Below are 20,665 nucleotides of genomic sequence, written 5' to 3' on the forward strand. Positions count from 1 at the left end.
CTTCTCACCGGTTCGGGTGATCTCTTCGTGCCCCTTCTGCGTCCCGTAACTCGTCGCGCTTGCTCGTAGTTGTCGCTTTCACGCGGCAACTGTGCGGCAGCGCGACGAGGGGAGCGGCACGTGGGAGGGACCACTCTGGCTCAGGACGAGCCGGTCACGGCGGTCACGGCACCGTCGGCCGGGGGCCCGCCGCCGACCCCGGAGCCGGTGGCGGAGCCGGGGCTGAGTCCGCGTCGCGTGCGGCTGGTCTTCCTCGCGCTGATGCTGGCGCTGCTGCTCGCCGCCCTGGAGCAGATGATCGTCGCCACCGCGCTCCCGAAGATCGTCGGCGAGCTGCACGGCTTGGACAAGATGTCCTGGGCGATCACCGCCTATCTGCTCACCGCCACCATCGGCCTGCCGATCTACGGCAAGCTCGGCGACCTGTTCGGCCGCAAGGGCGTCTTCCAGTTCGCGATCGTCGTCTTCGTCGTCGGCTCCGCGCTGGCCGGCCGCGCGTCGACCATGGACCAGCTGATCGCCTACCGCGCGGTGCAGGGCGTCGGCGCGGGCGGCCTGATGATCGGTGTCCAGGCGATCATCGCGGACATCGTGCCCGCGCGGGAGCGCGGCCGCTTCATGGGACTGATCGGCGCCGCCTTCGGCCTCGCGTCGGTCGCCGGACCGCTGCTCGGCGGCTACTTCACCGACCACCTCTCCTGGCGCTGGTGCTTCTACATCAACGTGCCCTTCGGGATCGTCACCCTGGCCGTCGTCGCCGTCGTGCTCAGGCTCCCGAAGCCGGCCGCGCGGCCCCGCATCGACGTCCTCGGCTGCCTGCTGCTGGCCGCCGCCTCCACCTGCCTGGTGCTGCTGACCAGTTGGGGCGGCACCGAGTACGCGTGGGACTCCCGCGTCGTCCTCGGCCTCGCCGCGGGCGCCGCGGCGGCCACCGTCCTCTTCCTGGTCGTCGAGCGCTTCGCCGCCGAACCCCTCATCCCGCTCCGGCTGTTCCGGGACTCCGTCTTCAACGTCACCGGTCTGGTGGGCCTGGTGATCGGCGTCGCCCTGTTCGGCGCGGCCAGCTACCTGCCGACGTACCTGCAGATGGTCGACGGGGCCACCGCCACCGAGTCGGGGCTGCTGATGCTGCCCATGATGGCCGGCATCGTCGGCGCCTCGATCGTCTCCGGGCACCTCATCAGCCGCACCGGCCGCTACCGGCTCCACCCCATCCTCGGCTCCGCCCTCTCCGTCGTCGGCATGTGGCTGCTGTCCCGCCTCGAGACCGGCACGCCGCGGCTGCACTACAGCATCTGGATGGCGGTGCTCGGCACCGGCATCGGCATGGTGATGCCGGTGCTGGTCCTCGCCGTGCAGAACTCCGTGCGCCCCGGTGACCTCGGCACCGCCACCAGCGCCAACAACTACTTCCGGCAGATCGGCGGCAGCGTCGGCGCCGCCGTCTTCGGCACCCTCTTCGCCGACCGGCTCACCGACGCGCTCGACGAACACCTGCCCGCCCACGCGGGCGCCGCGCCCGACGCCGAATCGATCACCCCGCAACTCGTGCACGCGCTGCCGCCGGAGCTGCGCGACGCCTACATCCGGGCGTACGCCGACGCCATGCCGCGCATCTTCCTCTACCTGGTGCCGGTGCTCGTCCTCGGCCTGCTCATCGCCTTCTTCCTCAAGGAGAAACCCCTGGTGTCCCACAACGCCCCCACCGCCGACCCGGCACAGGAAGCCCCGTACCTCACGGCGCACGTGCCGTCGGCCTTCCCCCACCCCGCGGGCGGGGGGACCCCCGCCTCGCACCGCTCGCCGTACGCCGGCGGCATCCCCGTCTGCGGCACCGTGCAGCATCCCGACGGGACCGCCGTACCGCGCGCGGCGCTCACCCTCATCGACGGCGCCGGGCAGCAGACCGGACGGGGTGCCAGCGGCGAGGACGGGCGGTACGCGCTGGCCACGCCCGGCCCCGGATCGTACGTCCTGATCGCCGCCGCGGGCGGCCACCAGCCGCAGGCGGTCTCCGTGACCGTCGGCGAACGGCCCGTCGAACTCGACGTCGTCCTCGGCGGCGCCGGCCGCCTCGCCGGCAGCGTCCTCACCGCCGACGGCACCCCGGTGCGGGACGCCGCCGTCACGCTCACCAACGTCCACGGGGAGGTCGTCGCCAGTACCCGCAGCGGCCGGGAGGGCGGCTACGTCATCACCGAGCTGGTGGCCGGCGAGTACACCCTCGCCGCGAGCGCGCCCGCCTTCCGCCCGGCCGCCCTCCCCGTCACCGTGCAGGCGGCCCGCGAGACCCGCCAGGACGTCGAGCTCGCCGGCGGCGCGGTGCTGCGCGGCACGGTGCGGGCCGGCGGCGGACGGCCCGTCGAGGAGGCGCGCGTGACCCTGCTGGACGCGGCGGGCAACGTCGTCGACACCCTCACCACCGGACCCGACGGGACCTTCCGGTTCGTCGACCTCTCCTCCGGCGAGTACACCGTCATCGCGGCCGGTTACCCCCCGGTCGCGACCGTGCTCCAGGTCGCCGGCGGAGGACGTACGGAACGCGACCTCCAACTGGGGCACGAGGACTGAGACGGCCGTCCGCGCGCGGGAGCACCCGCGTGCACGCCGGTGCGGGCACGCGCGGACACGCTGCTGTGCGAGGTGGAGGACGACGACCGCGAACTGCCGACGCCGCGGGGCGCCCGTCCGTGGTCGGCACCCTCGCGCGCGAGTTGACGCGGGTTGAGGGGGCGAACCGGACGAAGTCGGGCAGGAGCGTGTGGTTCGAGCCGGCGCTCCCTCGACGCCGAGCCGGTGCCGCCCGGGGGCGTTCGCGTCGGACTGCCGTCCAGCCGATACGTGGCGGGACGCGCCGCGCAGGGTACGCGCGTGGATGCGCCCGGACCCACCGGGCCGGACCGTCACGGGTCCGGACCGGTGGGAGTCATCCACAGGCTGGCAGGGATTCGGCCGGACCACGTAGCGTGTGCCGCATGAAGATCCTCATCAGCGCCGACATGGAGGGCGCCACCGGCGTCACCTGGCCGGCCGACGTGCTGCCGGGAACTCCCCAGTGGGAGCGGTGCCGGTCGATGTTCACCTCGGACGTCAACGCGGCCGTGCAGGGCTTCTTCGACGGCGGCGCCGACGAGGTACTCATCAACGAGGCCCACTGGACCATGCGCAACCTGCTGCTGGAGCGACTGGACGAGCGGGCGCAGATGCTCACCGGGCGGCACAAGTCCCTCTCCATGGTCGAGGGCGTGCAGCACGGCGACGTCGACGGCATCGCGTTCATCGGCTACCACGCCGGCGCGGGCATGGAGGGCGTCCTCGCGCACACCTACCTCGCCAACTCCATCACCGGCGTGTGGGTGAACGACGTACGGGCCAGCGAAGGGCTGCTCAACGCGCACGTGGTCGCCGAGTACGGGGTGCCGGTGGTCCTGGTCACCGGCGACGACGTCGCGTGCGAGGACGCGCTCGGTTACGCGCCCGAGGCGCTGAAGGTCGCCGTCAAGGACCACGTGTCGCGGTACGCCGCGGTCTGCCGCACACCGGCCAGGACGGCCGCCGACATCCGCGCGGCGGCCAAGCAGGCGGCCGCGCTGGCGGGGCGCCGGGAGCCGGTCGACGGCGGGCCGTTCACCGTCGTGGTGGAGTTCGACGCCGAGCATCTGGCGATGGCCGCGACCGTCGTGCCGGGCGTGGCCCGGACCGGTGAGCGGAAGGTCGCGTACACCAGCGGGACCATGTACGACGGAATCCGCACCTTCAAGGCGGTCACCACGATCGCCTCGGCCGCGGTGGAGGAGCAGTATGGCTGACGAGCGGGCCCTGGACGAGGTCGTGACGTTCACGTCCGACCTGATCCGGATCGACACCACCAACCGGGGCGGGGGCGACTGCCGGGAGCGGCCCGCCGCCGAGTACGCCGCCGAGCGGCTCGCCGGGGCGGGGCTGGAACCGGTGCTCCTCGAACGCACCCCGGGCCGGACCAACGTCGTCGCCCGTCTGGAGGGCAGCGATCCGTCGGCCGACGCGCTGCTCGTCCACGGCCATCTGGACGTCGTACCGGCCGAGGCCGCCGACTGGAGCGTGCACCCGTTCTCCGGCGAGGTCCGCGACGGGGTCGTCTGGGGCCGCGGCGCGGTCGACATGAAGAACATGGACGCGATGATCCTCGCCGTGGTGCGGGCCTGGGCGCGCCAGGGCGTGCGGCCCCGGCGCGACCTGGTCATCGCCTTCACCGCCGACGAGGAGGACAGCGCCGAGGACGGCTCCGGCTTCCTCGCCGACCGGCACGCCCACCTCTTCGAGGGCTGCACCGAGGGCGTCAGCGAGTCGGGCGCGTTCACCTTCCACGACGGCGACGGGCGGCAGTTGTACCCGATCGCGGCCGGCGAGCGCGGCACGGGCTGGCTGAAGCTCACCGCGCGCGGCCGGGCCGGGCACGGCTCCAAGGTCAACCGGGACAACGCGGTGACCCGCCTGGCCGCCGCCATCACCCGCATCGGCGAGCACGAGTGGCCGCTGCGGCTCACCCCGACCGTACGGGCCGCGCTCACCGAACTCGCCGCCGTGTACGGCATCGAGACGGACCTGACCGATGTGGACGCGCTGCTGGACAAGCTCGGCACCGCCGGGAAACTCGTCGAGGCCACCGTCCGCAACAGCGCCAACCCGACGATGCTGGACGCCGGTTACAAGGTCAACGTGATCCCCGGGCAGGCCGTGGCGTACGTCGACGGCCGCTTCCTGGCCGGCGCCGAGGACGAGTTCCGCGCGACCCTGGACCTGCTCACCGGGCCGGACGTGGACTGGGAGTTCCACCATCGCGAGGTGGCCCTCCAGGCGCCGGTGGACTCGCCGACGTACCGGCGGATGCGGGCCGCCGTGGAGGAGTTCGCGCCCGAGGGGCACGTGGTGCCGTACTGCATGTCCGGCGGCACCGACGCCAAGCAGTTCTCGCGGCTCGGCATCACCGGCTACGGGTTCGCGCCGCTGAAGCTGCCGGAGGACCTCGACTACCAGGCCCTGTTCCACGGGGTCGACGAGCGCGTCCCGGTCGAGGCGCTCCACTTCGGCGTCCGTGTCCTCGACCGGTTCCTGCGGACGGCCTGAGCAGTGGGGGAGACAGTGCGGATCCTGGCGTACGGCGAGTGGCCCTCGCCCATCGACGCGGCCACGGCCGCGGCGCACGACGGCGGCCCGGAGTACACGGGCTTCGTCGGGGACGAGGTGTGGTGGACCGAGCCCCGGCCCGCCGAGGGCGGCCGGCGCACCCTGGTGCGGCGGCACGCCGACGGCACCGAGGAGTCCGTCCTGCCCGCGCCGTGGAACGTGCGCAGCCGGGTCATCGAGTACGGCGGCCGCCCCTGGGCCGGGACCGTGCGGGACGACGGCCCGCTCGTGGTGTTCGTGAACTTCGCCGACCAGCGCCTGTACCGGTACGAGCCGGGCGGCGATCCGCGCCCGCTCACCCCGGTGTCCCCGGTCGGGCCGGGGCTGCGCTGGGCCGAGCCGGTGCTGCTGCCGGAGCGCGGCGAGGTGTGGTGCGTCCTGGAGGAGTTCACCGGGGACGGCCCCAGCGACGTGCGCCGCGTCCTGGCCGCCGTACCGCTGGACGGCTCCGCCGCCGGGGACCGGGGGGCCGTGCGCGAACTGAGCGACGGCCGGCACCGGTTCGTCACCGGGCCCCGCCTCTCGCCGGACGGACGGCGCGCCGCCTGGCTCGCCTGGGACCACCCGCGCATGCCGTGGGACGGCACCGAACTGCTCGTCGCCGACGTCACCTCCGACGGCACCTTCGAAGACGCCCGGACGGTCGCCGGCGGACCGGAGGAGTCCGTCGCCCAGGCCGACTGGACGCACGACGGCCGGCTGCTGTACGCGAGCGACCGCACCGGCTGGTGGAACCTCTACCGGGACGGGGAGGCGGTCTGCCCGCGCGAGGAGGAGTTCGGCGGGCCGCTGTGGAAGCTGGGATCGCGCTGGTTCGCCCCGCTGGACGGCGGGCTGATCGCCGTCGTGCACGGCCGGGGCGCCGCCGCCCTCGGCGTGCTCGACCCCGAGACCGGCGAGGTCGTCGACGCCGCCGGACCCTGGACCGAGTTCACGCCCTCCCTCGCGGCGCACGGCGAGCGGGTCGTCGCCGTCGGGGCCGGCCCGCGCAGCGCCCACGAGGTGGTGGAGCTGGACACCAGGACGGGCAGGGCCCGGGTGATCGGCTCCGCGCACGAGGACGCCGTGGACCCCGGGTACTACCCCGAGCCGCACAGCCGCACGTTCACCGGGCCGGACGGCCGCGAGATCCACGCCCACGTCCACCCGCCGCACCACCCCGGGTACGCCGGCCCCGCGGACGAACGGCCCCCGTACGTGATCTGGGCGCACGGCGGTCCCACCGGCCGGTCGCCGCTGGTGCTCGACCTGGAGATCGCCTACTTCACCTCGCGCGGCATCGGCGTCGCCGAGGTCAACTACGGCGGCTCGACGGGGTACGGGCGTGCGTACCGCAACCGGCTGCGCGGGCAGTGGGGCGTGGTCGACGTCGAGGACTGCGCCGCCGTCGCGCTGGCCCTCGCCGACGAGGGCACCGCCGACCGGGAGCGGCTCGCCATCCGGGGCGGCAGCGCCGGCGGCTGGACCACGGCCGCCTCCCTCACCACGACCGACGTCTACGCCTGCGGCACCATCATCTACCCGGTGCTCGACCTCGCCGGCTGGGGCACGGGGGAGACCCACGACTTCGAGTCCCAGTACCTGGAGAGCCTGATCGGCCCGCGCGCCGAGGTCCCCGAGCGGTACGAGGAACGCTCGCCCGTCGCCCACGCCGACCGGCTCACCGCGCCGTTCGTACTGCTCCAGGGCCTGGACGACGTGATCTGCCCGCCCGTGCAGTGCGAACGGTTCCTGGCCCGGCTGGCCGGCAAGCGGGTACCGCACGCCTACCTCGCCTTCGAGGGGGAGGGGCACGGATTCCGCCGCGCGGAGACCATGGTGCGCGCACTGGAGGCGGAACTGTCCCTGTACGCCCAGGTGTTCGGGCTGAAGGTGCCCGGTGTCCCGACCCTGGAGCTCACGGAATGAGCCGGGTGGAACCGCTGCGCCGGCCGGCCCGGCTGGCCCCCGGTGCCCGGGTGGCCGTCGTCGCGCCCAGCGGTCCGGTGCCCGAGGAGCGGCTCCGGGCCGGGCTCGACGTGCTGCGCGGCTGGGGCCTCGACCCGGTGGTGGCGCCCCATGTCCTGGACCGGCACGACGAGTTCGACTACCTGGCGGGCGCCGACGCCGACCGGGCCGCCGACCTGCAGTCCGCCTGGTGCGACCCGGCCGTCGACGCGGTGGTCTGCGCCCGCGGCGGCTACGGCGTACAGCGCATGGTGGACCTCCTCGACTGGACCGCGATGCGGGCGGCCGGACCGAAGGTGTTCGTCGGCTTCAGCGACATCACCGCGCTGCACGAGGCGTTCGCGGTCCGGCTCGGCCTGGTCACGCTGCACGGCCCGATGGCCGCGGGCGTCGACTTCGTCAAGAACGCGCGGGCGCAGGACCACCTCAGGGCCACCCTCCTCGCCCCCGAAACCGTCCGCACCATCCGCTCCGACGGCACCGCGCTCGTCCCCGGTCGGGCGCGCGGGGTCACGCTCGGGGGCTGCCTCTCCCTCCTCGCCGCCGACCTCGGCACCCCGCACGCCCGACCCTCCGCGCGCGGCGGGCTGCTGTGCCTGGAGGACGTGGGGGAGGAGACGTACCGGCTGGACCGCTACCTCACCCAGCTGCTGCGGGCCGGTTGGCTGGACGGTGTCTCGGGGCTGCTGCTCGGTTCCTGGGCGCAGTGCGAGCCGTACGACGGGGTGCGGGCGCTGCTCGCCGACCGGCTCGGCGGCCTCGGCGTGCCGGTGGCCGAGCAGTTCGGGTTCGGGCACTGCGACGACGCGCTCACCGTGCCCTTCGGCGTCGCGGCGGAACTCGACGCGGACGCGGGAACCCTGACGCTGGAGGAGCCGGCGCTGACCTGAGCGGCCCGCACGGCGGTGCGCCGCGCCCCGCGCGAGGCCGCCGGGCCCGTCGTAGGGTGGCAGGATGCCGCACACCGCTTCCCGTTACCTCGCCGAGGGCCCCCGTGTGGGCATACGCCACTTCACCCACGCGGACGGCGCCGAGTTCACCGCCCGGGTCCGGGAGAGCAAGGACCTGCACCACCCCTGGCTGTTCCCGCCGGACAGCGCCGAGGCGTACTCCGCGTACGCGGGGCGGCTGATCGAGGACCCCACCAAGGCGGGGTTCCTGGTCTGCGAGAAGGAGGCGGACGGCGCCCTCGCCGGGTTCATCAACATCAACAACATCGTCGAGGGCGGCTTCCGGTGCGGCGCGCTGGGCTACGGGGCCTTCGCGCACGCGGCGGGGCGCGGGCTGATGCGCGAGGGGCTGGACCTCGTCGTGCGCCACGCCTTCGGCCCGATGCGGCTGCACCGGCTGGAGATCAACGTGCAGCCCGGCAACGCCGCGTCCATCGCCCTGGCCCGCGCCTGCGGCTTCCGCCTGGAGGGCTTCTCGCCGAAGATGCTCTTCATCGACGGGGCCTGGCGCGACCACGAACGCTGGGCGATCACCAGTGAGATGACGGCCTCCGGCTGACGGCCCCCACCGGCTCACCCGGTACCGCCTCCTGAGGGGCCGTCGGGCCCTGGGCCGCTCGTCGGCGAGGACCACCGGCATGCGGAACGTCGTCGTGGACGCCCGCCCCGGTACCGTGTCCGCCTTTGCCGGGTCTGAGTAGTTGCGGTACAGGATGCAGCGCTGAGATTGATCATGGGCCTGGGCTGGGGTTCTGGGTCCTGTCCTCCCGAAGCTGCCGCGAAGTGACAAGTAGCTCTCTGTGATCAGAGTGACGCTCGGTCAGGGGTGTCGGGGCGGGGCTCGGGGACCGTCGCGGTCCGGCTGGCGGCGAAGTCGGCGTGGGCCTGCTCGACGGCTTCGGGGTATGCTTCGCGCTTGGCGTGCTCGGCGAGGGCCCGGTAGATGCTGGCCACCGAGGGGTTGTGTCCCTTGCGTTTGCCGGTGGGGATGATCAGGTCGGGCTGGATCTGCTCGACGGACTCACCGCCCGCGCGGCGCCGCAGCACGGTGTGGAGCATGTCGTCGGTGATGACCGGGGGCCGGCCGCCGTGCTTGCCCCTGCGGGCCGCGGTGTCGAGCCCCTCCAGCGTCGATTCGCGGATGTTCTCCCGCTCGGTCTCCGCCATCGCGGCGAAGAACGCGAACAGCAGCTTCCCCGGGCCGGTGGGGTCGTAGATGCCGGGCAGTGGCCCGGCGAGCATCTCCAGGATGAGACCGTGGGCGGTGAGGTGGTCGGCGAGCGCGGTGAGTTCGGCGGCGTCACGGCCGAGTCGTTTCATCTCGTACGCGGTGAAGATGACCCGGCAGTGCGGGGCGTGGGCCTTGACCTCCCGCGCCGTACGGAGGGCCTCCTCGAACTTCGGGCGTACGCGGACGCGGGTGCTGATCTTCTCGGCGAAGATCTTGTCCCGGGGGATGCCGTGCCCGGCGAGGGCGTCGAGCTGGGAGTCGAGTTCCTGGCCGAGGGTGGAGCAGCGGGCGTAGCCGATGCGGATGTCCGCGCTCGGCAGGGCCGGATCGACCGGTGCGGGGGGAGGGGTGCCCGGCCGCCACGGCCGGCCCGGTGCGCGGTCGGCCGGAGTCGGCACGCGCAGTGCCTTCTTCAGCCGGGGCACGCGGGTGAAGCGGCGGGTGTGGTAGGCGGAGGCGACCGCGCCGCCGCGCGAGCGGCACGGTGATCCGGGCTGGGCTTCGCACTTCGGACAGGCGTGAGCCTCGACGGCGTCGGCGTCCGACCGGTCCGCCGGGGAGGGGTGCTGAGGGCTCGTCATGGCCCCGAATTTTCGCACAATGCAAGTCTCAGAACGGGATCCGTGCCGCTTTTGAGTGAGAACGGGTTGTGAGAGCGAATCCGGGTCCGGCGGCGATCCGGCGGCCCATTATTGATCTTGCTCTCGGAAAGGATCGTTTGTGCGAAGCGGAAGAAGATTCCGTGGTGAGGCAACGGTCTCGGCTTCGTATGGACTCTTTTGAACATCTAGGAGGGAGGTGCTCATGGGGGTTCGAAAGCAGGTCGGGGACCGAGAGTTCCACGATTTCGTCGTCGGTCGCTGGCCGCGCCTGATGCGCACGGCATTTCTGCTCACGGGTGAGCAGCACGCTGCGGAGGATCTGGTCCAGTCGACGCTGGAGCAGGTCTATGTGGCCTGGCACAGGGTCGCCTTGGCCGACGACCCTGAGGCGTATGTGCGACGAGTGATGATCAACACGCATGCCCGCAGATATCGAAGGAAGCTGCGGGAGTTCCTGTTGCCCAGGAGCGGGGACGCGGGCCTGACACACGAGGTGGCCGACACCGGTGACCGGATCGCCCAGGCCGACGACCGTCACACGCTGCTGAAGGCGCTGGCCCAATTGCCGGCACGGCAGCGGGAAGCAGTGGTCCTGCGTTACTGGGAGGACCTCACTGAGACACAGACGGCCAAGGCGATGGGCTGTTCGGTCGGCACGGTGAAGAGCAACGCAGCCAAGGGGATCGCGAAGCTGCGCGCCGTTTCGGGACTGGCGGAGAAAGTGACGCAGGGAGGACGAACGTGAAGAGCGCGGACTGGGAGACGAGCCACAACATGACACAGCACGACATCGCCTTCCTGCTGGCCGAAGCCGCCGACGAGGTGAGGATCGGCACAGCCCCCGCCCAGGCGCTGATTCGCGGCGGCCGCCGCCGCAGGGCCCGTCGCTGGGCGGTCGTGGCGACCACCACCCTGGTCGTGGCCGGCTCCACGGGGGCTCTGGCACTGAACGGGCTGTCCGGTGACGGGGAACGGAGGGTGTCGTCGGCGAGCCAGCCGGTCGCCAGCGCGGAGGCATCCGAGCCGCACATGCGGACGACCCTGGCGAGCGGCACCGACGCGGGAGTGCCGTGGAGGGTGTACATCGACGTGTGGAAGGCTCCGGCGGACACGGCGGAGGCCCAGGCCACCCTGGCGGCCATGGCGAAGTTCGGCGAGCACCCGCAGGACGTCTCCACAGCCTCCGACCTGGTGGGCAAGGTCGCGCACTTCGTGCACCGGGTCACCGGTGAAGAGGCGAAGACCACTCAGATCGGGAACTTGGTGCCACCCGAGGACGACGTCCTGACCGGCGGCGAGCACGGGACCGTCTCGCTCCCGCTGCTCCCAGGGGACGGCACGGCCGCCCCGCGCCTGGTGTTCGGCCATGTCGCCAAGACCGCCCGGGAGGTCACCTGCACCTGGAAGGACGGCACGTCCACCAAGATCGGCCGTACGTCCGCGGACACCGAGGCGAACGCCGGCGTTCCGGTCATCCACAGCCCCAAGCACTCCCCCTACGACTGGTTCGCCATCCTGGCGCCGGAGTCCACCGAGTTGAAGGGGATCAAGGTCACGAAGTAGACCAAGCGGGAGACTGACGCTCCGAGGGTCGGGAGAACCACGGCAACAACCCCGACGGGCACCACGTTACGAAGTGCATCGTTCATATGCACCAGGACATCGAGAAGGGCACGCGAGGTTCCAGCCGGCACCGGCACCTGCGGGTACGCCTGTCCACGAACTCGATGCTGAGGAACGGCAGCTGTTCGCCGCTCAGGGGAACTCACGGGATGTCGCACAGTACGACAAGCCGTGGCGCCGCTGCACGGCCTGACCCGGCCCTCGGGCGCAGCGCGGCCGGTACGCGCGGATCAGTCCTCGTCCCCGTCGTCGGGCTCGACCTCGTCCGGGTCGCGCAGGGGCCGCAGGCCCTGGGCGGGGCCGGAGGAGGCGATGTTGAACAGGTAGCGGCCCAGGAAGTTGATGTGCGCGTTCTTCAGCGGGGACAGGCGGGCCAAGTCCTCGTCCTTGATGTCGTGGCCCTCCGCGCGGAGCTGAGCGACGGCGGCGTCCACGTAGCGGGTGTTCCACAGCACGACGGCGTTGAGGACCAGGCCGAGGGCGGCGAGCTGGTCCTCCTGGCCGTCCCGGTACGCCTGGCGGATCTGTCCGCGGCCGCCGTGGCAGATCGCGCGGGCGAGCCGGTGCCGGGACTCCTGCACGGTCAGCTGCCGGTTCATCAGCCGCCGGTAGGTGTCGTCCATCGGGTCGACCAGGGCCAACAGGTGCATGGCCTTGTCGATCCGGCCGTACTCCGCGAACGCCGCCCCCAGCGGCGTGGGGTGTCCCTCGCGGCCGAACATCCGCAGCAGGTCGTACGCCCGCACCTGGTTGGTGATCAGCGACCCGGCCACCCGCAGCATGTCTGGCCAGTGCGTCTCGATCCGCTTCAGGTTCACCTTGTGCCGGGCGATGGCCTCCAGCGGCCCGTAGTCCCCGGCCGGCTCCTCACCCTCGGGCACGGGCACGTCCGCCCGCCAGAACCGCTGGTCGGCCAGGTCACGGAAGCGCGGGGCGAAGCGGAAGCCGAGCATCTTGTACAAGCCGAAGGCCATGTCCGAGTACGAGGCGTTGTCGGTGGCCACCATCTCCGGGCGCACGCCGCCGTCGAGGTTCAGCAGCGTGTCCAGCGTGAACAGGCTGTCGCGCGGGGTGCCGCGCACGACCATCGCGCCGATCCCCGCCACCTGGTCGTTCACAGCGTTTAGCCAGGTCAGGCCCCGTTTGTAGCCGTAATACTTCGGCGAGGGACCGGTGTTGATGCTCTTGACGGGAACGACGAAGCGCAGCCCGTCGACGGAGGCGAACATCCCCCCGCCCCACCGCTGCGCCAGCTCGATGCGGCCCTGGGCGGTGATCAGCGCCGCGTTCGCCGCAGCGATGGTGTCGGCGCGCAGGTAGTTCTGGTCCACGTGCGACAGCCGCGAGCGGGTCGGCGCCTTGTTCTCCGGGTCCACCACCGGGGTGAGCCCGATGTTGCAGGCCTCGGACACCAGCAGCGCCACCAGGGAGACGAGCATCCCCTCCATCCGCGTGGGCCGGGCGGACACGTGGCGGAAGGCGTCCAGGAACCCGGTCCAGGAGTGCACCTCGAACAGCAGGTCCGGCAGGTCGATCCTGGGGAGCATCGCCTCCGTGGTCGTCTTCAGCCAGGTCAGCGACTCCGGCTCGCCCACCGCTCCGAGCTTGTCCACACTCAGGCGGGCCCGGCCCCCGCCCTCGGGGACGACGATCTCCACCTTCGCCTCGTCCCCGGCCTCGGCGAGGCGACCCGCCATCTGCCGCCAGGCCGCATCCAGGCCCCGGGTCAGCGTGGCCAGGTGCTCGCCGACGTCCTCGCTCAGCGACAGGCCGGCCAGCACGTCGCCCCGCATCGCCTCCCACCGCGGCCCGTCCAGCAGCCGCGCCCGCGGATCGGCCCACCGGTTGGAGGGGGCGGCGAAGATGTCCCGCCGGTTCAGCGCCCGGTGCAGCTGCTCCAGCACGCACACCACGTACGCGTCCCGGTCGACCGCGCCCTGCGGCAGCTTGGCGTTGGAGAACACCGCCCGCCGCCACATCGCGGGCACCAGCTCGGCGTCGACCTCGCGGGGCAGCAGCGGCCGCTCCTTGACCCGCCGCCGCGACAGCGCCGGCAGCCGCCGCACCGCCTTCAAGATGCGCTTGCCGCCCTGGGCCGCGCTCAGCGCGTCCGACTCGCCCAGCAGCGCCAGGAACGGGCGCACGGTGTTGTAGCGCAGGGCCAGCTTCTCGCGCATCGCTGCCTCGGCCGAGCCGTCGTCCTCGGGCACCAGGGCCTCGACGGTCGCGACCGCGACGGCCACGGCCGTACGCGGCACCGCCTCCTCGACCGCTGCCCACAGCGCGGCCACGTCCAGGTCCGCGTCGTGCTCGGCGACCAGGTCCAGCTCCTGGGTGAGGATCTTCGACGCCTTCGCCAGGATGTGGGCCGCCTTCTCCAGTTGCGGCAGCATCGCCAGGCGCTCCCTCTCCGACGCCCTGCGCGCCGGGCTGATCAGCCGGTTCGCCATCAGCACCGCGAACAGGTCCAGCGCGTCGTCGACCGCCTGCGCCTCCAGCTGACGCACCACCGCCGTCAGCAGGGCCGTCCGGCGCGGCTCCGGCGCCCGCTCAATCGTCTGCGCCTTGCTCAGCTGCCCGTACCTGGCCAGCGTGTTCAGCCGGTTCACCGGCACCCGGGACAGGTTCACCCGGCCCAGCGCGAACGCCGAGATCTCCTCCACCCGCTCCATCGCGCGGACCATCGCCGTCCCCGTCGACTTCGTCGGCGGGGTACGCAGCCGCTCCAGCTCCGAGACCCGTTTGCCCTCCGGACGCTCCAGTAGCCCCACCAGCGCCGGCGCCAGCGTCCGGTCCGCCTTGTGCGTGGCCCTGGCCACCGACTCGTACAGCCGCCGCTCCGCCACCGTGCGGGCCTCCGACACCTGCCGGGCCAGCACCGACACACCCGGCAGCAGCACCCGGTGCCGGCGCAGCCACGTCACCGCGTGGTTGAACAGCGCCACCGGCCCCTCGGCGTGCGTCCACGCCCGCCCGTACAGGAACGTCCGGAACTCCCGCAACCACTTCCGATCGCCGTAGTCGTGGTACCCGAACCGCTCCCGGATCTCCTGCGCGTGGTTGTACGGCGTCATCCGCCGCTCCGCGTACGACTTCACACACGACGCGTCCTCGATGCCGAGCTGCCCGGCCAGGTAGTCCACGACCTCCCACGGCACCGCGAGGGATCGTCGCCCAGGAACGTGCCGATGTAGCGGACGGTGCAGATCTGCAACGCCATCCCCAGACGATGCCCGTCCGACCGCCGCGGCGCGATCAGGTCGCGGTCGTCGTCCAGGAAGAAGAACCGCTCCAGCTCCGGGCGCGTGGGCACCTCACCGAACGTCCCGTAGGTAGCGGCTCGCTCATCAGTCAGAAATTCCACCGGCACAGCCGGACCGTATGCAGCCCCCGCACCCGCTCAACGATCTTTCCCGGAAGCCCCCCACCCGGGCTGGCCACTGTGGTAGCGACCATGATCAATCTCAGCGCTACATCCTGTACCGCAACTACTCAGACCCGTTTGCGCAATCCTGACCCGCAGTGCCCCTGTGCAGCCGGGCCCGCGGCGGCTTCCATGGAGATCGTGACGACGATCCGACGTGAGGTCCTGACGCTGCCCGCCGCACACCTGGGTCCCGACAACCCGCTGCCCCCGCTGCGGCCCCTCGACGAGACGCACCGCGTCGAGGACCGCGACAAGGAGGACCTGCCGCGCGACATGGCCCGGCAGGTCGGTTACGCACCCCTGCACAGCCTGCTGCCCGTCCGCGTCCGCGACGGCTACGGCCGCCGGCGCGAGCCGCGACCGGTCGACGCCCTCGTGATCGAGAACGACCGGCTGCGCGCCACCGTGCTGCCCGGCCTGGGCGGCCGGGTCGGCTCCCTCGTCCACAAGCCGACCGGCCGCGAACTCCTCTACCGCAACCCGGTGTTCCAGCCCGCCAACTTCGCCCTCAACGGCGCCTGGTTCTCCGGCGGCATCGAGTGGAACATCGGCGCCACCGGCCACACCACCCTGTCCTGCTCGCCCGTGCACGCCGCCCGTGTCCCCGCCCCCGACGGCGGTGAGATGCTGCGCCTGTGGGAGTGGGAGCGGCTGCGCGACCTGCCGTTCCAGGTCGACCTGTGGCTGCCGGACGGCTCCGACTTCCTCCTCGTCGGCGTCCGCGTCCGCAACCCGCACGAGAAGCCGGTGCCGACGTACTGGTGGTCCAACATCGCCGTCCCGGAGGACTGCCGCGTCCTCGCCCCGGCGGAGGAGGCCTGGCTCCCCCACTGCCTGAACGGCGTGGGCGGTACCCCCATCGGTTACGAACGCCGGCTGCGCCGGGTGCCCGTCCCGGTGCACGACGGCGTCGACCGCACCTATCCGCCGAACAGCACCTACGCCGCCGACTACTTCTACGAGGTGCCCGCGGAGCGCAGGCGCTGGATCGCCGCCCTGGACGCCGACGGCCGCGGTCTCGTGCAGACCTCGACCGACGCGCTGCGCGGCCGGAAGCTGTTCGTGTGGGGGAGGGGACCCGGCGGGCGGCGCTGGCAGGAGTGGCTCACCGAGCCCGGCACCGGCGGCTACTGCGAGATCCAGGCCGGCCTCGCCCGCACCCAGCTGGAACACGTCCGGCTCGAAGCCGAGAGCGGGGTGTCCTGGCTGGAGGCGTACGGCCCCTTCGAGGCGCGGCCGGACGGGGAGTGGACCGGCGTACTGCGCGAGGCGGAGGACCGGCTGGAAGCGGCCCTGCCCCGCGCCGACGTCGACGCCGCCCACGCCGCCTGGCAGCCGTACGCCGACGCCGAACCCGGCGAGAGACTCGCCACCGGTTCCGGCTGGGGCGCGCTGGAAGTGCTGCGGGCCGGCTGGAAGCTGCCCGGCACGCCCTTCGACGAGACCACCCTGGGCGAGGACCAGGAACCCTGGCTGCACCTGCTGCGCGCCGGCTCCCTCCCCGAGCCGCCGGACAGCCGGCCGCCGGGTGAGACGCTGGTCGCCCGGCACTGGCGGGACATGCTCGAGACGGCGCCCGCCACCCCCCTCACCGAGTACCACCTCGGAGTCGCCCAGTGGCACGCCGGTGACCTCGCACAGGCGGTGCGCAGTTGGGAGCGGGGGCTGCGGCACGCCCCGTCGGTGTGGCCGGCGCTGCGCTGCCTCGCGGTCGCCGACCAGGAGGCCCGCCACCACGAACGGGCCGCGGAGCGCTACGCGCGGGCCTTCGACGACCTGTGCCGGGAACGCCGCGAGGCCGATGACGCCGATGACGCAGACGGATCGTGGACCGCCGCCACCGCCGCGCTCGGGCGGGAGGCGGTAGAGGCGCTGCTCGCCGTGGGGCGTACGGCGGACGCGCGGTCCGTGTGGACGCGGCTGGACCCCGTGACCCGGGCGCGCGGACGGTTCCGGCTGATCGAGGCGGGGTTGCTGCTCGCCGAGGGGAGGCGCGAGGAGGCCCGTGCCGTCTTCGACGCGGGCTTCGAGGTCGCCGACCTGCGGGAGGGGGACGAGGCCATCGGGCGGTTGTGGACCGGGATCACCGGTGAGCCGCTGCCGCAGCGCCACGACTTCCGCATGCGGCCCACGGCCTGACCGGCCCGCGCCGTGACCGGGCCGGCTACGGCTGGTGGCGGTCCACGTACTCGTAGACCGCCCCGTCCGGATGCCGCGCGAGCAGATTGCGGCCCGCCGGGGTGGGGACCGGGCCCGCGATGATGTCGGCGCCCAGCCCGGTCAGCACCTGGTGGGCCTCCTCCACGTCCTTCACCGCGATCGTCGCCGCGACCCGGCGCAGCACCTCCAGTTCGGTCGCGGGACCGCTCATCAGCAGGAAGCAGCCCACCGCGGCGACCTGGACGCCGCCCCGCTCGAACCGGAGGGCCGGACCGCCCGCCAGCCGCTCGTAGAAGGGGATGGCGGTCTCGATGTCGTCGACGCAGACGCGCAGTGTGGCACCCAGAATCTCCATGGGCCCGAGCCTAGTTGGACCGGACCGGACGGGGGGACGCTCACGGACGATCTCCACACCCCGCACCCGGTGGCGTTACGCGTCCCGGGCCCCGGGTACCCGGCGGCCATGCAGCGCTGGGAGCACTTGGAGCATCTGGACAGGCACCTGGTCGACGAGCTGACCCAGGTGGCGCGCGAGACCGTACGCGACGAACTGCGCGAACAGACGCGCAAGCAGCGGCGCCGGGCCGCGCTGTACGCCGCGTCCGGCGCCGTGGCCCTGTACGCGGGCGCGGCCGTCGCACTGGCCGCGGGGCTCGCGCTCGCCCTGGTCCTGCCGGACTGGGCCGCCGCGCTGATCACGGCCGCCGTCCTGGGCGCCCTCGCCCTCGCCCTGCGGAACGCCGCCCGGCCCTCGGCCCCCCGGCCCGCCCCGGGGCGTGCCGCCGTCCCCGGGCAGCGGCACGTGGCACCCGGTGGCACCGCGGCGCCCGTTCCGCCGATGCCGTCCGTCCCGCCGACCACGGGCGCCGTACCGCCGCGACGACCGGACGGTGACGGCGGTGGCGGCCCCGAAGCGCCGCGGGCGTGACCCGCGTTGGCCGGGACGAGGCGGTCGCCGAAGCACAGCGAGGCCGTCGTGGTGACCGGGGCCGGCGGCGTGGGGGGAGTTGCCGGGTCGGCGGCTCGACGGCCGCCACGCTCGTCGCCGACGCGGTCGCACCCGGCCTGCTCGACCACTGCCGCGCCCGCACCGGGTACCACTCGCAGCACGACGAGGGCGAGCAGGAGGGGCCGGTGAACCTGTGGACGCCGGCCGACGGACCGCACGGGCGGGACCACGGCGCCCACGGGCGCTTCGACGACGAGTCCACGGACCGCAGCCCCCAGGACCGGCTGTCCCGCAACCGGGGACGCCTGGGCGCCCTCGCCCTGGGCGCCGGCCTCCTGGCCACCCCCCGGCTGACCCGCCCCGCCCGTGACGGACACGCCTGCCGGCCCGGCCCGCGGGACGGGTGCTAGCCGACCCGGTACTCCGCCACGTCCTGCGCGCGCAGCGTCAGGCCGTGACCGAGGCCCCGGGTGGGCGTGACCGTGCCGCCCGTGGGGTCCAGGGCGCCGTCGAAGAACATGTCCTCGATGCGGACGTGGTCGTGGAACCACTCGATGTGCCGCAGGTTCGGGACGGCCGCCGCGACCACCGCGTGGACGTGCGGGGCGCAGTGCGCGGAGACCTCCAGACCGTGGCCCTCGGCCAGGGCCGCCGCGCGCAGGAACCCGGTCACGCCGCCGCAGCGCGTCGCGTCCACCTGGAGGCAGTCCACCGCCCCGGCCGTGATCATGCGCGCGAAGTACGGCAGGTCGAACCCGTGCCCCCCGGCGGTCACGTCGCTCACCACGGCGTCGCGGACCAGCCGCAGCCCGGTCAGGTCGTCCGAGGACACCGGCTCCTCGAACCAGCCCACCCCGTGCTCGGCCAGGGCGTGACCGACCCGCACCGCCTGCTTGCGGGTGTACGCCCCGTTCGCGTCGACGTAGAGCTCGGCGTGGTCGCCGATGACGTGCCGGGCGGCCCGCACCCGGTGCAGGTCACGGGCCACCTCCCGGCCCCAGCCCTCACCGACCTTGATCTTCACGCGCGGGATGTGCTGCCCGTGCACCCAGCCGTTGAGCTGCGCGGCCATGTGCGTGTCGTGGTACGTCGTGAACCCGCCGCTGCCGTACACCGGCACCCGCTCCCTGCGCGCCCCCAGCAGCCGCACCAGGGGAAGCTCCAGCAGGCGCGCCTTGAGGTCCCACAGGGCGATGTCCAGCGCCGAGATCGCGCAGGACGCGATGCCCGGGCGTCCGGTGTCGCGGACCGAGCGGCACATCGCGTCGTGCACGGCCGGGATGTCCAGCGCGCTCCGTCCCTCCACCAGCGGGGCGAGGTGCCCCTCGAGGAAGTAGCCGACCGCGGGCGGGCCGTACGTCCAGCCGGTACCGGTCGCGCCGCCCGCCGACACCTCGACGATCACCACCGTCGTGGCCTCCCAGGCCAGCGTGCCGTCCGCCTCCGGGGCGTCGGTCGGCACGGTGTACACGGAGACGCCGGGCCGGTGCAGTTCCATCGTCAGCCCCTCCTCCGTCCGGGTCACCCGGCCTGCTGGAGCTGCGGCAGCACCTTCGTGCGGTAGAAGTCGAAGAAGCCGCGCAGGTCGGGGCCGATCTGGTTGACGTGGATCCGGTCGAAGCCGGCGTCGGCGAACCGCCTGAGCTCGGCGACATGCTCGTCCACGTCGTCGCCGCACACCCGGCTCTCGCCCACCATGTCCTCGGTGACCAGGGACTGCGCCTGCTCGAAGTGCTTCGGCGAGGGCAGCACCTGGCCCAGCTCGCCGGGCAGCAGCTCGTTCGCCCACAGGCGGTGCACGGTGCGCACGCACTCCTCCCGGTCGGTGCCGTAGCAGACCTTGGTGCCGCCGCTCACCGGCTTGCCGCCGCCCCCGCCCTTGCGGTACTGCTCCACCATCGAGGCGTCCGGCATCGTCGTGACGTAGCCGTCGCCGACCCGGGCCGCGAGCTTGGTCGCCGCCGGGCCGAAGCCGGAGATGTCGATCGGGACGGGCTCGTCCGGCACGGTGTACAGCCGGGCGTTCTCCACCGTGTAGTGCGTGCCGTGGTGGTTGACCTCCTCGCCGGTGAACAGCCGGCGCATCACCTGGATGGCCTCCTCCAGCATCTCCAGCCGTATGTGCGCGGGCGGCCAGGCGTCACCGAGGATGTGCTCGTTCAGCGCCTCGCCCGTGCCCACGCCGAGCCGGAACCGGCCCGGCGACATCACCGCGCTCGTGGCCGCGGCCTGGGCCACCACCGCCGGGTGCATCCGCACGGTCGGGCAGGTCACCGCCGTCTCCACCGGCAGGGACACCGCCTCGGACAGCGCGCCGATCACCGACCACACGAAGGGGCTCTGCCCCTGTTCGTCGGTCCACGGATGGTAGTGGTCCGAGATCCACAGACTCTGGAATCCGGCCTGCTCGGCCATCCGGGCCTGCTCGATCAGCTCGGCGGGGCCGTACTGCTCGCACGAGAGGAAGTAGCCGTACTCGGGCATGGGGGGTGCCTCCGCGACGTGGGCGGTCCGGGTCCGGATCCGGGTACCCGGGGGTCCGGGCGGCAACCGGCGGACGTTTGGCGGCCCCGGCCGGGGGGACGCGGAAGTCTCCCGAGGTATGCGACA

At 73.0% G+C, this 20,665-nt stretch carries 15 protein-coding genes and 1 pseudogene; 11 read left to right on the forward strand and 5 right to left on the reverse strand.

Annotated features, from left to right (window positions below):
- The first annotated feature begins 120 nt into the window (after nucleotides 1-120).
- The 6 genes from RIM90_RS11680 to RIM90_RS11705 all read left to right on the forward strand — a co-directional run bounded on the left by RIM90_RS11680 (nucleotide 121) and on the right by RIM90_RS11705 (nucleotide 8,622).
- Complete coding sequence (locus RIM90_RS11680; RefSeq protein WP_309060571.1) at nucleotides 121-2,571, forward strand: MFS transporter; 2,451 nt, start codon at nucleotides 121-123, stop codon at nucleotides 2,569-2,571.
- A 404-nt stretch (nucleotides 2,572-2,975) separates the two neighbouring features.
- Nucleotides 2,976-3,809, forward strand: a complete 834-nt coding sequence (locus RIM90_RS11685) for a M55 family metallopeptidase (protein ID WP_309060572.1) — start codon at nucleotides 2,976-2,978, stop codon at nucleotides 3,807-3,809.
- Complete coding sequence (locus tag RIM90_RS11690) at nucleotides 3,802-5,106, forward strand: M20/M25/M40 family metallo-hydrolase (RefSeq protein WP_309060573.1); 1,305 nt, start codon at nucleotides 3,802-3,804, stop codon at nucleotides 5,104-5,106. The genes RIM90_RS11685 and RIM90_RS11690 overlap by 8 nt, the downstream gene beginning before the upstream one ends.
- A 3-nt stretch (nucleotides 5,107-5,109) precedes the next feature.
- Nucleotides 5,110-7,074 (forward strand): prolyl oligopeptidase family serine peptidase, encoded by a 1,965-nt coding sequence (locus tag RIM90_RS11695; protein WP_309060574.1) that lies wholly within the window; start codon nucleotides 5,110-5,112, stop codon nucleotides 7,072-7,074.
- The gene (locus RIM90_RS11700) at nucleotides 7,071-8,003 is read left to right on the forward strand and encodes an LD-carboxypeptidase (RefSeq protein ID WP_309060575.1); all 933 of its coding nucleotides are present in this window, start codon (nucleotides 7,071-7,073) and stop codon (nucleotides 8,001-8,003) included. The genes RIM90_RS11695 and RIM90_RS11700 overlap by 4 nt, the downstream gene beginning before the upstream one ends.
- A gap of 64 nt (nucleotides 8,004-8,067) precedes the next feature.
- Nucleotides 8,068-8,622 carry a GNAT family protein gene (locus tag RIM90_RS11705; RefSeq protein ID WP_309060576.1) on the forward strand — a complete coding sequence of 185 codons (555 nt, stop codon included), beginning with the start codon at nucleotides 8,068-8,070 and terminating at the stop codon, nucleotides 8,620-8,622.
- Between the two features lie 245 nt (nucleotides 8,623-8,867).
- Here the strand turns inward: RIM90_RS11705 and RIM90_RS11710 are convergent, their stop codons facing one another.
- Nucleotides 8,868-9,875 carry a recombinase family protein gene (locus tag RIM90_RS11710; protein WP_309060577.1) on the reverse strand — a complete coding sequence of 336 codons (1,008 nt, stop codon included), beginning with the start codon at nucleotides 9,873-9,875 and terminating at the stop codon, nucleotides 8,868-8,870.
- Between the two features lie 223 nt (nucleotides 9,876-10,098).
- Here RIM90_RS11710 and RIM90_RS11715 point away from each other — a divergent pair, with 223 nt between their 5' ends.
- Nucleotides 10,099-10,641, forward strand: a complete 543-nt coding sequence (locus RIM90_RS11715) for a SigE family RNA polymerase sigma factor (RefSeq protein WP_309060578.1) — start codon at nucleotides 10,099-10,101, stop codon at nucleotides 10,639-10,641.
- Nucleotides 10,638-11,459 (forward strand): hypothetical protein, encoded by an 822-nt coding sequence (locus RIM90_RS11720; protein WP_309060579.1) that lies wholly within the window; start codon nucleotides 10,638-10,640, stop codon nucleotides 11,457-11,459. Before RIM90_RS11715 ends, RIM90_RS11720 begins: the two co-directional genes overlap by 4 nt.
- Before the next feature lie 290 nt (nucleotides 11,460-11,749).
- Here RIM90_RS11720 and RIM90_RS11725 read toward each other — a convergent pair.
- A pseudogene (locus RIM90_RS11725) lies at nucleotides 11,750-14,889 on the reverse strand (Tn3 family transposase).
- 186 nt (nucleotides 14,890-15,075) lie between these two features.
- On the opposite strand from RIM90_RS11725, the gene RIM90_RS11730 reads away from it, so the two are divergent.
- Nucleotides 15,076-17,085 carry a DUF5107 domain-containing protein gene (locus RIM90_RS11730; protein WP_309060580.1) on the forward strand — a complete coding sequence of 670 codons (2,010 nt, stop codon included), beginning with the start codon at nucleotides 15,076-15,078 and terminating at the stop codon, nucleotides 17,083-17,085.
- Between the two features lie 25 nt (nucleotides 17,086-17,110).
- On the opposite strand, the gene RIM90_RS11735 is transcribed toward RIM90_RS11730, so the two are convergent.
- Nucleotides 17,111-17,461: a VOC family protein gene (locus RIM90_RS11735; protein WP_309060581.1), complete on the reverse strand. Its 351-nt coding sequence runs from the start codon at nucleotides 17,459-17,461 to the stop codon at nucleotides 17,111-17,113.
- 108 nt (nucleotides 17,462-17,569) lie between these two features.
- On the opposite strand from RIM90_RS11735, the gene RIM90_RS11740 reads away from it, so the two are divergent.
- Nucleotides 17,570-18,034: a phage holin family protein gene (locus RIM90_RS11740; RefSeq protein ID WP_309060582.1), complete on the forward strand. Its 465-nt coding sequence runs from the start codon at nucleotides 17,570-17,572 to the stop codon at nucleotides 18,032-18,034.
- The gene (locus tag RIM90_RS11745) at nucleotides 18,031-18,465 is read left to right on the forward strand and encodes a hypothetical protein (protein ID WP_309060583.1); all 435 of its coding nucleotides are present in this window, start codon (nucleotides 18,031-18,033) and stop codon (nucleotides 18,463-18,465) included. The genes RIM90_RS11740 and RIM90_RS11745 overlap by 4 nt, the downstream gene beginning before the upstream one ends.
- On the opposite strand, the gene RIM90_RS11750 is transcribed toward RIM90_RS11745, so the two are convergent.
- Together RIM90_RS11750 and RIM90_RS11755 are read right to left on the reverse strand one after the other, a co-directional pair.
- Nucleotides 18,462-19,553 (reverse strand): enolase C-terminal domain-like protein, encoded by a 1,092-nt coding sequence (locus RIM90_RS11750; protein WP_309060597.1) that lies wholly within the window; start codon nucleotides 19,551-19,553, stop codon nucleotides 18,462-18,464. The genes RIM90_RS11745 and RIM90_RS11750 overlap by 4 nt on opposite strands.
- Nucleotides 19,554-19,576: 23 nt before the next feature.
- Nucleotides 19,577-20,539 (reverse strand): LLM class F420-dependent oxidoreductase, encoded by a 963-nt coding sequence (locus tag RIM90_RS11755; RefSeq protein ID WP_309060584.1) that lies wholly within the window; start codon nucleotides 20,537-20,539, stop codon nucleotides 19,577-19,579.
- Nucleotides 20,540-20,665: the final 126 nt, after the last annotated feature.

The sequence above is a fragment of the Streptomyces sp. genome, from assembly GCF_031181555.1.
Classification (GTDB): domain Bacteria; phylum Actinomycetota; class Actinomycetes; order Streptomycetales; family Streptomycetaceae; genus Streptomyces; species Streptomyces fimbriatus.